This is a genomic window from Halorussus salinus (assembly GCF_004765815.2).
In the GTDB taxonomy this organism is placed as follows: Archaea; Halobacteriota; Halobacteria; order Halobacteriales; family Haladaptataceae; genus Halorussus; species Halorussus salinus.
This window is the reverse complement of sequence record NZ_ML974127.1, coordinates 269,287-281,852: the sequence shown is the minus strand read 5'-3', so window position 1 is coordinate 281,852 and position 12,566 is coordinate 269,287. Positions and strand designations below refer to the sequence as shown.

8 protein-coding genes are annotated in these 12,566 nt (G+C 67.7%); all 8 read left to right on the top strand.

From position 1 onward, the window contains the following. Nucleotides 1-96: 96 nt before the first annotated feature. From EPL00_RS01385 to EPL00_RS01350, 8 genes are read left to right on the top strand one after another with little or no spacing between them, the layout of a single operon-like run. Entirely contained in the window at nucleotides 97-1,302 is a 1,206-nt protein-coding gene (locus tag EPL00_RS01385; protein ID WP_135852189.1) for an FtsZ/tubulin family protein, read from the top strand. Next, complete coding sequence (locus EPL00_RS01380) at nucleotides 1,299-1,565, top strand: hypothetical protein (RefSeq protein ID WP_135852190.1); 267 nt, start codon at nucleotides 1,299-1,301, stop codon at nucleotides 1,563-1,565. The genes EPL00_RS01385 and EPL00_RS01380 overlap by 4 nt, the downstream gene beginning before the upstream one ends. Then, nucleotides 1,562-2,638, top strand: a complete 1,077-nt coding sequence (locus EPL00_RS01375; RefSeq protein WP_135852191.1) for a hypothetical protein — start codon at nucleotides 1,562-1,564, stop codon at nucleotides 2,636-2,638. The genes EPL00_RS01380 and EPL00_RS01375 overlap by 4 nt, the downstream gene beginning before the upstream one ends. After that, nucleotides 2,635-4,740, top strand: coding sequence for a hypothetical protein (locus tag EPL00_RS01370; protein WP_135852192.1), 2,106 nt, complete (start codon nucleotides 2,635-2,637; stop codon nucleotides 4,738-4,740). Before EPL00_RS01375 ends, EPL00_RS01370 begins: the two co-directional genes overlap by 4 nt. Nucleotide 4,741: 1 nt before the next feature. Continuing rightward, nucleotides 4,742-5,950, top strand: a complete 1,209-nt coding sequence (locus tag EPL00_RS01365) for an FtsZ/tubulin family protein (RefSeq protein WP_135852193.1) — start codon at nucleotides 4,742-4,744, stop codon at nucleotides 5,948-5,950. Nucleotide 5,951: 1 nt separating this feature from the next. After that, nucleotides 5,952-8,738 (top strand): carboxypeptidase regulatory-like domain-containing protein, encoded by a 2,787-nt coding sequence (locus EPL00_RS01360; RefSeq protein WP_135852194.1) that lies wholly within the window; start codon nucleotides 5,952-5,954, stop codon nucleotides 8,736-8,738. Nucleotides 8,739-8,741: 3 nt separating this feature from the next. Continuing rightward, nucleotides 8,742-9,743: a hypothetical protein gene (locus EPL00_RS01355; RefSeq protein WP_135852195.1), complete on the top strand. Its 1,002-nt coding sequence runs from the start codon at nucleotides 8,742-8,744 to the stop codon at nucleotides 9,741-9,743. After that, a complete protein-coding gene (locus tag EPL00_RS01350; protein ID WP_135852196.1) occupies nucleotides 9,736-12,435 on the top strand; it encodes a COG1361 family protein in 2,700 nt (899 codons plus the stop codon). The genes EPL00_RS01355 and EPL00_RS01350 overlap by 8 nt, the downstream gene beginning before the upstream one ends. The last annotated feature ends 131 nt before the right edge of the window (nucleotides 12,436-12,566 follow it).

The window sequence follows — 12,566 nt, the reverse complement described above, 5'->3', positions numbered from 1 at the left end:
AAACTTACCAATCCTGCTCGAATTCGCGCATCCTTGAATTTCTTTTTCCGTTAGGTATATGTGTTCGCTTTGTGGATAAGTGACCGACGTACCGACATGGTATATATATTTGCTGGCACCGGGCAAGCGGGCAGCGCAATCGTGGACGACGTGTTCGGGCACAGGCGCGTCTCCACGCCCGCGGCTCCCTTGGTGTTCAATTCGACCATCCGGGACCTTCGGAACCTCTCGAACGTGAGCGAGGCACACCAGTACGGCATCGCCGAGCGTCACGGTCTCGTCGAGCGAGGCACGCCGGGATTCGAGGAGCAGGTGACCGGTGGCTTCGGTCGGAATCCAGTGCAGGCCGACCAAGTGATGGAGAGCCACCGCGAGGAGTTGCTGGACAAGCTCTCGGCGCACTTCGACGAACCGGACGGGACGCCGGGAGACATCCCGTTCGCGTTCGTCTGTCTGGGACTGGGCGGCGGTACCGGCTGCGGTATCGCGCCCCACGTTGCCGAGGCCATCAAGGAGTACACCGACGGCGTGGCGCAGGTCATCGGCGTCGCGGTGTTGCCCAACACGAAGGGACCAGTCGCAGAGGACGACGAACAGATCAGCGCGGGCCGACAGGCGTGGAACACCGTCTACGGACTCGACCGACTGGAGGAGACCGTCGACGGCGTCATCCTCGTGGACAACCAGCGGCTCGCCTACGAGGACGCCGCGGAGGGCCGCTTCTCGGAGTACAACGAGTACGTGGCGTCGGGGCTGGTCGATCTCATCTCGGGATCGACCTTGGAGCGAATCGACCCCGGCGAGTACGACGACGTGGACCCGCCGGTCGTGGACCTACAGGACGTGGTGACCTCGCTGTCGTTCGACACGCGAGGGACGAACGCCCGGCCGGGGTACGCGACGCTCGGTCGGTCGGTCACGATGACACGCTCCCTGCTGGGCTACCTGTTGCCGTTCGTCGGCGGTCAGTCGGTAGACAGCAGCGCGCTCCCCCGACTCGCGGCGAGCAAGCGGACGCTCTCGGAGGCGTCGCCCGACGACGCGGAGAAGGCCATCGGTCTCGTCCGCGCGCCCGTCGAGTACGTCTCGGGCGGGAGCAAGGGCATCGAGACCTCGACCATGCGTCGGTTCCTCGAATCGAAGTCCCCCGAGGTGAACATGGGCGTCGCGCTTACGCGCCGGAATCTGGCGTCGTTCACCTCGCTCTACACCTATCGGCGCGAGAACGTGGACCGAATCACGGAGATAGAGGAGCGAGCGGACGAGTACGAGCGACAGAACGAGGCGCGGCAAGTGGCATGAGACGAAGTGTCATCTTGATAGGCTTTGTGGCCGTCTCGACGCTCCTCGCGGCGTCGGCCGGAACCGCCGCGAGCGTCGCCGACCCCGTGGCCGCGTCCGCGCTGGCCGACCAGATAGACGCACAGACGGACGCGACGACGGCCGCGCTGGCGGCCGCCGAGGACCCGTGGGTTCCCCGAATCGCGGGGGCCGGACTCGGACTCGCGGTCGGACTGGTCGGCGGCGGCGTCGTGGCGTACGTGAACCGAGGTGAGAGCGGATGAGACGGATTTTGGCCGGACTGATCGTCGTTTCCCTACTTTTCGGGGCGGTCCCGGCGACTGCGGGTGCGGCGACCTACCCCGACGCGGAGGCGGCGTGCGGCCAGACCTCCGGCGGCGAGGTGCTGGTCGGCGTCCTGCCGGGCGCGTCGAACCCGACGCCACAGCAGGTTCTGACCGACGAGACGACGCTCTACCCCGGAACGACGTTCCGCGTCGCCCTGTGTAAGGACGGCGACGTGAAGTCCACCCGCGGGCCGGAGTGGAAGCTCCAGAACCCCGAGGGCTTGGAAGTCTTGAACCGAACCGACGCGACCGTGACCGTGCGCGTGACCGGCGAGGAGTCCAGCGTGGACCTGCCGGGACTCGTCTCGGGCAAGCAGAACTTGGCGGGCGTCTCGGTCGTCGTCCAGCAGACGCCGAGCGTCGATTCGAGGCTGGCGAACGGCTCGCTGTCCTTCGACAACGCGTCGGCGGCCGAGGAGTACCGGGAAGCCGAACGGAACTACCTCGCGTCGCTCTCGGACCTCAACGACTCGGCGGAGCGACTGAACGAGTCGGCCGCCGCGCTCGAATCCGGTGACGCCGACTCCGAAACGATCAACGAGACGGTCGTCGCCGCGGTCGCGGACGACCGGAGCGCCGTGGCGACTCGCGGTAAGCGGCTCGAAACGCTCCTCTACGAGACGGCGTGGCGGGCGGACGGACGGACGACCGCGCTGGCGGCGCTCGAAGCCGCTCGGAGCGACGAGCGGCGAGCGGACGCCGAGGCCGAGCGCGCGATGAAGCGATACCGCTCGGCGCTCGAAACCGCCGGAGGCGACGCGAAGACGACGGTGCTATTCAACCTCGGCGGGGCGGCTCTCGTCGGGTTGGTCGTCGGCGCGCTCCCCGGTTGGAAACTGACCGCGAGCAAACTCGAAGCCATCCGGTACGACCGACAGGTCAACTCGGACGTGAGCTACGGGCTGGGCGTGTTGACGCGGGCGGTCGGCCTCGCGCTCCTCGTGGTCGCGCTGACGGCGGGCGGACTGGTCGCACTCGGCGGACTCTCGACCCTCGGAGGACTCCTATGAAACGAGAAACCAAATCGGCACTCGGCATCGGCGGCATCGTCATCGTCGCGGCGGCGGTCGGACTCGGACTGTTCCTGTTCACGAGTTCACAGCTCGGCGTCGGCTTCATCGCCATCGGGATTCCGACGCTACTGGTCGTCGGCGTCGGCGTCTACGTCCGGAGCGTGGTCTCCCGACAGGGTACCAGCGAATCGAACTACACCAAACAGCAGGCGACCGAGACGGCGACCGACCTTCGGGACTTCCACACGGAATTCGAGGCGCTTCGCACCGAGTACCCCGACTGGACCGCCGACGACGTGGAGACCGACGTGGAGCAGGTCGCCGACGACCTCGAAGAACAGGGCGTCAGCTTCGACACCGCGGCGGGAACGTACTCGACCAAGCGGTTCGGGTCGGCCGACATCCAAGACTTGGAGCGCATCCAGTCGGACGTGCGGGACCTCGACGCGACCCTGACCGACTCCTTCGAGGAGTTCGTCCGGAGCGAACTCCGGCGACTCCGCGACACCCTCGGCCGACTCGAAGACGCCGACCTCGTGGACGTTCGGTCGTGGCGCGGCCAGCAGGCCGTGGACGACGCGAGCCACGAAATCGAGGCACTCGAAGACGTGCTGGCCGACCACCGCGCCGACGCGGCCGCGGTCGTGGAGCGAGCCAGCGGCGAGGTCGAGACGCTCCTCGGCGACGTTGACGGCCGGGTGGACGACGCGCAGGTTCGGGACCTCCTCGAAGACGCCCAGTCGCGGGCCGAGGCCGACGACTACGACGGCGCGGTCGACGCGGTACTCGACGCGCAGGCCGCGCTCGAAGGCGACCTCTCCGGGCGGTTCGAGGCCGACCGCGAGTCGGTCGAGAACCTGCTGGAGACCGTCCAGTCGTCGGTGGTCGAGGAGTACGTCTCCAATCGCCACGTCGAGCGCGTCGAGGAGATAGACGCCGCGATGGCGTCGCTGGACTCGGCGCTCGACGTGAGCGACCTCCGGGAGCATCGCGACGACCTCCGGGAGGTCTGTATCGAGATGGTCGCGGAGATGGAGGGCGACCTCGAAGACGACCTGTCGGCGCTCGGCCGGGCCGACGTGCCCGCCGACTACTACGAGTGGCCCTCGGCTGGAGACGAGGAGTACGAGTCCCAACTCCGGCGGACCGACGACCTCGACCAGTTCCGGCTGACGTGGACCGGCGCGGTCGGCGACCTCTCGAACGCGCTCGACGCCCTCTCGGAGAAGGCGTCGGTCGCGCGGTCGTACGACGACATCGAGTCGGTCATCGACCAAGAGATTCGGGCCAACGCCGAGGTCACGTCCGACGACCTGCCCGTCAAGGACGCGGGCGCGTTCATGGACCTCTACGCCCGCAAGCACGCCGAGGTGTCCTACGACTCGACGGGACCGGCGCTCGTCGCGGCGGGCGACGGCGAGACCCACGACGTGACGGTGTTCGCCCAGTTCGACGAGGGCGGTCCCAAGCGGGGCGTCGCCATCGAAATCGAGGGCACGGCCCACGACGACAGCGAACACCGCCGGACCCACCTCGCCGAGGAGGTCACCTTCGAGGAGGTCCCCTTCGGCGAGTACGAGGTCCGGGCGGTTCCGGACCCCGACGACTACCGGACGCCGACCGAGACGGTCACGGTCGAGGACGACGCGCGGGTCGAACTCACGATGGACGAGGTGGGTCTGCGCGAGCAGGTCTGCGAGGGCGTCGAGGCGGACATCCGCGAGTACCTGCCCGACCTCGAAGACGACCTGACCGACCAGTACGACGACGAGGGGTATCTGGCGGCGTCGATGGACTACCCCATCACCGACGACTACGTGCCGTGCCTGTTGGCCATCTGGGCCGAGGAGGCCGACCTCTCGGTCACGCGGACCGACGCCGACGGCGTGGTCGCCTACGACGGCGAGCAACTCGACCGGGAGGTCGAGATGGTCGTCCAGCACAACCTCGACGACGACGAGACGATGACGTTCGACGACTTCAGAAGCCGGTTCCTGTCGGCACCGCTCCCCGACGACGTGATTCGGGAAGCCGTCGCCGACGCCGAGTTCGGGGAGTCGGTCGAACTCACTTCCGACGGAGTAACGAAACGAGCCTAACATGTCAAGCAAGCAGAACACGTACACGCAGTGGATGGTCATCGCTTCCGGCGAGGGTGGCGGGCGAATCGCCTCGCAGTTTTTCACACGGTCGGACAACCCCGGTATCGACGACCGCATCCTCGTGATGAACACGAACCGCGCGGACATCCGAAACACCATCACCCGAATCGAGGACCGCATCGACGGCGACCCGTGGGCGCGCCACGCCTTGGAGTTCGGGTCCCAGCAGGGCGCGGGCAACTTCTTCGTCACCGGCAAGGAGGCCGCGCGCGAGGACTTGGACCGCATCGTCGCCAGCATCAGCGACCTGAGCGGTCACACCGACGCGTTCCTCCACGCCGCGACGCTCGGCGGCGGCACCGGCAACGGGTCGATTCCCTACGTCATCGACCAGTTCCGGAGCGGTCTCGACACCAGCCAGCACAAGCAGTGGATGGACAGCACCATCCACGCCGCGCTGGCGGTCTGGCCCTACTACTACGAGGCACCCCAGCGCCAGTTCAACGCGGTCTGCGGTCTCTCGCGACTCCTCCGGTCGGACGACGGGAGCCAGAACGCCGACATGGTGTTGCTGGTCGCCAACTCGCATCTCAGCGACGACGAGACCACCGGCACCGACTACAGCGAGGTCAACGACCAGATAATCTCGGCCATCGACCTGATGATCGGCGCGGGCCGGGAGACCCGCGGCGTCATCGACATTCAGGACTACGTGACGGTGCCGTCCCAAATCGGGGCGTACCACTTCACCCCGGCGGTGGCGACCGAGTTGAACGGCGACCTCTTCGAGATGGAGTACATGTTCGACAAGGCCGCCGAGAACGCCTTCGTCCCGATGGACGTGGGCACCTCACGGGTCACTTACGCGGTGGTGCGAGCGCCCGAACACATGATAGAGAGCGGCGACATCACGGAACCCGACGTGCAGAACGCCTTCAACGAGTGGAAGCGCAAGCACGGTCTGCTGGGTGCCTCGGGGATGACCAGCCTCACGCCCAAACAGGACCGGAGCAACGAGGTGGACGTGTTGCTGTTGCTCGGCGGGTTCGACTTGGACCCCCTGCTCGACCACTCGTGGGACGAGTTCGAGGAGTACAAGGAGAGCCTCCAGTCGGGGCGGTCGCTCGGGAACGCCCGCCTGCCCGCGAACGAACTCCGGCGCATCGAGGAGAACCTGACCGAGTACATGGAAATCAACGAGGGGTAGCATGGCCGGGACGAACTCCTCACGACGCGAACGCCTCGGGGCGGCGCTGTTGGCGGCCCTGCTGGCGCTGTCGGTCGTCGCGGGCGTCGCCGGATTGGGGGCCGCCAACGACGGAACCGACCACGTCACCCGGAACGGCGACACGCTCGTCGTCCAACTCGGCGAGAACGCGACCGCGACGAAGAAGATTACCGTCTCGGTCGCGGGCGGCAGGACGGTCGGCGTGACGACGAAGAACGCGACGAAGACGTTCCCCGTCCCGGTGAAGAAACTCAGCGTTCCGAAACAGAATCTGAACCGGACGCGGGTGACGGTGAAGTCGAACGGTACCGAACTGTTCAACGAGACCGCGAACCTCCGGCACCTGAAGTTCGGGAAGACCAAGAACGCCGAATTCGGGAACGGGAAACTCCGCGTGCCGCTGACGCAGGCGCTCGGCTACGGCGGCGGCCAGTCGGTGGCGGTGACGCTCGGCGGCTCGAAGAAGCCGGTGTCGGGGACGGTCCAGTACGAGGGCAACGACTCGTATCTCGCCGTCTCGTTCGACGCGGGCGCGCTGTCGCTCCCGCTCAAGGAGAACGCGAACCTCGCGGTGTCGAACCGCGCGACGACCTCGATAAATCTCCGGGCGCACGTCGAGCGCGCGACCAGCGTCACGGCGCTCGACGGCGGGACGCTCGCGGTGTCGAACCCGCTGTTCGCGGGCGGCGAGTACGACCTCACGGTCGAGACGAACGGCGCGCGATTCGCCGGTGCAGTGACCGCGACGGACGGCCGACTCACAGTGTCCGATTCGGCGCTCGCGGCCGCGAGCAGTTGGACCGTCTCGGCGTACCGCGACGGCCAACCGCTGTTCGAGAACGTCACCGAGCAGGCCCGCACGACCGAGACGATTACGGCGAACGTCACGCAGAACGGGAGCGTCGTGTCGCTGGCCGACGAGTCGGTATCCGCGACGCGAACGACCGTCTGGCTGACCAACGTCTCGCAGGCCTCCTCGGCGACCAACCAGTCGCGGTACGTCTCGGTGTCGGTCCCCGTGGAGAACGGCGACGTGAACCTGAGTTCGACGCGCTATCGCCTACACCCCAACGGGAGCTACCGCCTCGTCGTGACGGGCGAGCAGTTCGTCCGCGCGGAGGTATCGGGCAACGAATCGGCGAGCGATACGCTGTTCTACGCGGCCGGTGACGCCGCGAACGGCGGGAGCGGCGGCGACGGCTCGTCGGGGACGTTCAGCTTAATCGAGGACAACCTGATGCTCGTCGCCGGTATCGGAGGAGTTCTCCTCGTCGGCGTCATCGGCGGCGCGTTCCTCCATTCCAGAGGAGACAGTTCGAGCGGAAGCGCCGGAGCGACTTCGGGAGGTACCGACCACGAAGTCCAGCTTCGAGCGATGGACGCCGCGAGGAGCGAACTGGCGGCCGAGCCGGTGACCGTCGTCGCCAAGAAGCACGGCAGCACGGCGCGCGCCGACGGGGGCCGCGAGGAGATCGAGTTGACCGACGGCACCGGGTCGCTGTCACTGGGCCGGGGCAGGTGGACGTTCACGGCCGAGTCCGGCGACGTGAGCGACCAGAAGCGTCGGCGGACCATCAACTCCGACGCGACGCTTCGATTCGAACTCGGCCCGCAGAACGCCGCGGCGATCGTGACCGACGACGACGGAGAACCGCTCTCGAACGTCCCGGTGACGGCCACGCTCGACGGCGGCGAGAGCAGTACGGGCCGGACGGACTCCGACGGACGCGTGGCGTTCGAACTCCCGCTCGAAGCCGACGAGGTCGAACTGTCCGCCAGCCACGAGAAGTACGACGGCGACGCGACCACGGTGTCGCTCGGCGGCGGTAGCGCCCCCGAGGAGTCCCTGACCCTCGACCTCCGGACCGGGAGCCTCGACGTGACCGTCACCGTGGACGGGACGCCGGTCTCGGGACTGCCCGTCGAGACGCGCTCGCGCGAGCAGGCGGTCCGCGAGGTCGGCGGCCAGCGCGAGGGGACGACCGACGACGAGGGCGTGGCCGGGTTCACCGGCCTCCCGGTCGGCAAGTACGAGGTCGGGACCGAGATTCCCGGCGACGCCTTCGCGGTCCAGTCCAAGCGCGTCAGCGTGCGCGACGGTCGGCGCGCTCGCGCGACCCTCGACGCGAGTTTCGAGTACTCGCTGGGTCGCCGACAGCGCGACCGCATCGCCGAGATTCGACGCGACGTGGACGAACTGACGACCGGTTCGGGCCGCGACGTGGCGATTCCCCGTTACTACGGGAGCGTCGTGACCGCTCTCCTCGACGCCGTCGAACGACTCCCGCGGGAGGGCCACCGGTTCGCCACCGCCGACGCCGACCCCGACGAGGTGGTCGCGGCGCTCCTCGACACGGCCGAGGAGACCGTCGAACTCGTGGACGACGCGATGGCGACCAAGCGCAACACCGACCTGTTCGGGGCCTGCGTGGACATGGCCGACGCGCGCGTCTCGTGGGACGGCGACTTCGAGGTCGAGACGTTGTTCGGTCTCCTCGGGGAGGACCGCACGGCACAGCGCCAACCGGTCCGGACCCAACTGCAGGCGGTGGACGACCGCATCAACGACGAGCGGTCGGACGTGGCGGTTGTCGCTCCGGCCCGCGAACTCTGGGAGGGCGTCAAGCAACTCGTGCGCGACGCGCCCGACGACGACCCGGTTCGGGGTGCGGCGGTCGTCTTCGCGGCGGCCGGACTGCTGGAGGCGATAGACGAACTGTTCGACCACGACGAACTGCGCGAACGACTCGAACGGACGGTGTTCTAAACAGTGACAGAGGCACAGCGGTACGCCCGATGCGTGTTCGCGGTCGCAGTCGTCTGCTGGTCGCTGGTCGCTCCGGCGGCCGCGACGCAGGCCGAGGAGTCGTCGCCGGAGACGGCCGACGAGTTCCTCGACTCGTTCCGCGAACTCGAAGGGCAGGCGGCGTTTCAGGAGTACAGCGAGTTCGAAGTAGTCAGGGCGCAGGCCGTCTCGACCGTGCAGGTCGGGACGTTCACCGACGCGAAGGCCGAGCGGATGGCGCTGGTGTACGAGGTGTTGGTGACCTTCGACGAGGCCTACAACCTGAGCCAGAGCGGGGCGCGGACGGCGAGCATCGAGCGCGCCAACCGGACCGAGGCGCTGGTGGCCGACCTCCGAGCGGCGGGCGGGAGCCAGTACGCGGCGCTGACCACCCTCGCGCTCGACCGGTTCTACCAGAATCAGGGCGAGGCGCTCCACGAGTCGGCGCTGGCGACCAACGACACGCGAGCCAGACTCGACCGGATGGCGAGCGCGGCTACCGCCTACAAACGCGGCGGCGCGGTCCAGCAGTACTCGAATCTGGTCGTCCAGCGCGAGCGACTCCAATCGACCTACCGGGCCGACGTGGAGACGCTCAACGAGTCGGTGGCGGCGGCGGGCGAGTTCCTCGACTCGTGTGGCGAGTCGTGTGGCTCGGCGGTCGGCGCGCTCACCACCCACACGACGGCGGTGTTCGACCGGTACGCGGCCGCACGCACGGCCAGCGACCGACTCGGCACCGCCACGGACGTGACGGCCGAACACGGGTTGGCCGACCGCGCCGAGACGGTCGCCGCGATGCGCGAGCGCACCTCGTCGGCGGTCGCGTCGCTGGCGCTGGCGAGCGCCCTCCTCGCGCTCGGGTTCGCGGCCGCGGTGGCGCTGGTCGCGAGCCTGTTCGCCCACCGCCTCGCGGCGTGGGCGCGCGACGTGGAGGACGCCCAAATCGGCGACATCGTGGCGACCGAGGGGGTCAGACATGGATAAGCGCAGTGCAGTAGCGGTCTGTCTGGCGCTGTTGGTCGCGGTCCACGGCTTCGCCGGAGCGGCGACGGCCCAGTCGAACGTGTCGGTCAGTCGGGCGGCGGCCGCCGCGAGTTCCGGCGACCAGATAACGCGAACCGTGACCACGACCTTCGAGGCGACTTCGAATCGGACGGTCAACGTCGACGGCCAGATGGCCGACGGGAACGTCGAATTCGCCTTCCAAGAGTGGAGCGACCTCGACGGAACCGCGGACGGGACCGGAACCTCGTGGCGCGTCCGAGCGGGCCACGAGTACGAACTGCGCTACCGAGCGACCATCCCGGCAAGCGCCAGCGAGGGGTACCACACGGCGTACACCGCTGGCAGTGGCCCGGAGCGCAAACAACTCACCGTCAGAGTGACCGAACCGCAGTTCGGTTTCATCGACACGCAGGACGTGACCGTGGTGTTCAAGTCGAACGATCAGGGAAGCGCCAGCAAGAAGGTGGACATCTCGAACGACGGAGAGGGTCAGATGCGCCCCTCGGAAGTCACTTTCAGCGGCGTTCCGGACGGGTTCGCGGTGAACGCCGAGAACCTGCCGAACAGAATCGGCGCTGGCGACAGCAAGTCGATGACGCTCCAAATCGAGGCCGCCCAGTCGGTCTCGAAGGGCGACTACCAGTTCCGAGCGACGGTCACCGACAACCTCGGGAAGACCGAGAGCTTCGACGTGTCGGTCACGGTGGCGAAGCCCGCAGTCCTCGACGCAGGGGACAACGGTGAGGTCGAAGTCGGGGACATCCTCGTCGGCGGCGACGAGACCGTCGAGTTCACCGTCTCCGAGGAGGGTGGCTACACCGGCATCAGCGGGGTCTCCTCGACGGTGACGAACGCCGACCAGTACGGTTCCATCGCGTTCGACGGCCTGCGTTACCTCGACACCTCGCCCGGCGGGTCGGCGACCGCTGAGGTGTCCGTGTCGGTGCCCGACAGCGCGCCACAGCACAGCAACCTCGATTGGACGGTCCGACTCAAGCCGGACGGCGAGAACAGCGTCGGCAAAAAGATAGAGTTCAACGGGCGGGTCATCTACCCGGCGCGGTTCGGGAGCCTCGGGACCAGCGACACCTCGATGGAGTTCGACCAGCCCCGGTCCGAGGTCGATTCCCACACCAAGACCGTCGAGGTGACGGTCCCCAACGAGGGCGACTTGGACATGAACCTCCGAGGCGCGAGCGCGAGTACCGATAGCAGTCGCGTCACCGCGAGCGTCGTGAACGCGCCCGACACTATCGCTGGCCAATCGACCGGTACGGTGAGGGTTCGAGTCGAAGCCGACCCCTCGACGCCCGAAGGCAACTACGGACTCAGCGTCGACGTGAACGCCGAGGAGGCCGGGAGCAAGCAGGTCGATACGCAAATTTCGGTCAGTCACGGCGTCAAGCTATCCGTCGAGAAGACCGCGCTGAGTTACGGCGACGTGATCGTCACGAAGAACCTCACGAAGAGTACCGACGTGGCCGAGGACTTGGAGTACCGCGACGTGAGCGACCTGTCGGTGACGAAGGTCTCCGGACCGGACCAGTGGCTGACGGTGGTCGAGCGCCCGCCCGAGACGCTGACCGCGGGCGAGGCCGCGCCGTTCGTCGTCGCGCTTCGGTTCGATACGGGTGCGGAACTCTACCGCGAGTACACGTGGACGTACCGCGTCGCGGGCGAGAACGTCGAGAACCGCACCGTCACCGTCACCGCGACCGCCAAGCCCTACTCGTTCGACCAGATACGCGACCCGCTGAACGAGTACACCGGGTCGGGCGACTGGCAGGACGAGACGGCTTCGGGGATGGTGACGGCCCTCGACACGCTCGAAGGCCAACTCAGGGACGGCGGCGACGTGTCCCGGACGGACCTCTCGACCTCTATCGCGGCCGGACGAGCGACACTGCTGTTCATCGAGTCGGTCGAGAACGCCCGCGATATTCGGGCGAGCGACGGCAACGAGGCCGCCCAAGACGAGGTGGTTCGGGCCGCCGCGACGTACAACCTGCTGGATAGCTACGTCTCGCAACTGGACGACTCGCAACTGCGCGACTCGGCGGGCGAGTCGCGGGCCGCGGCCGACGAGACGGTCCAGCAACTCGTCACCCGCCAGACCGACTACTACCAGTCGCGACTGGACTCCGGAAACGTCTCGAAGATAGAGCAGGCCCACATCAAGCGCCAACTCGCCCAACTCGCCTCGCTCCAAGGCGACGACGAGCGCGCCGAACGCCTCCGCACCGAGTCGGCCGCGGCGTTCGACGCCTACACCGAGACGGTCAAGGAGGGCAACGAGGAGCGTCAGTCGGCCCGAAAGCTCCACGACGAGGCGCGCGACGAGATGCTGACGGTCGTGTTCGGCCAACCGCTGATGCTCAACCCGGCGAAGTGGGACGCCTTCGGGCGGACCTCGTCGGCGGTGCAGGCGACCTACGGCGAGGCCGCGACCGCCTTCCGCGAAGCGGGCGCGACCGAGGAGGCCCAGCGCGTCGCCGACGAGCGCCAGCGGATGGCCAGCCAGTACCAGCTGGCCCGCTACTCGATGTACGGTTCGACCGCGGCCTACCTCCTCGGGTTCGCGGGACTGGTCGTCTACCTCGTGCGTTCGACGTACGCCTACGTCCGGGACGCCCGCGAGTCGGTCAGCGGCGACTTCCTCGTGGCGTCGTAGGCAGTAGAGACATATTTTTCATTTGTTAAGAATTGTTTTTCGTCGTCTACCGCGTCGGTAGCGTCGTCTCTACCGGAACGAGTTCGGTGACGGTCAACGCGCGGTGCGAGCGCGACCGGCAAGTCCGCGGT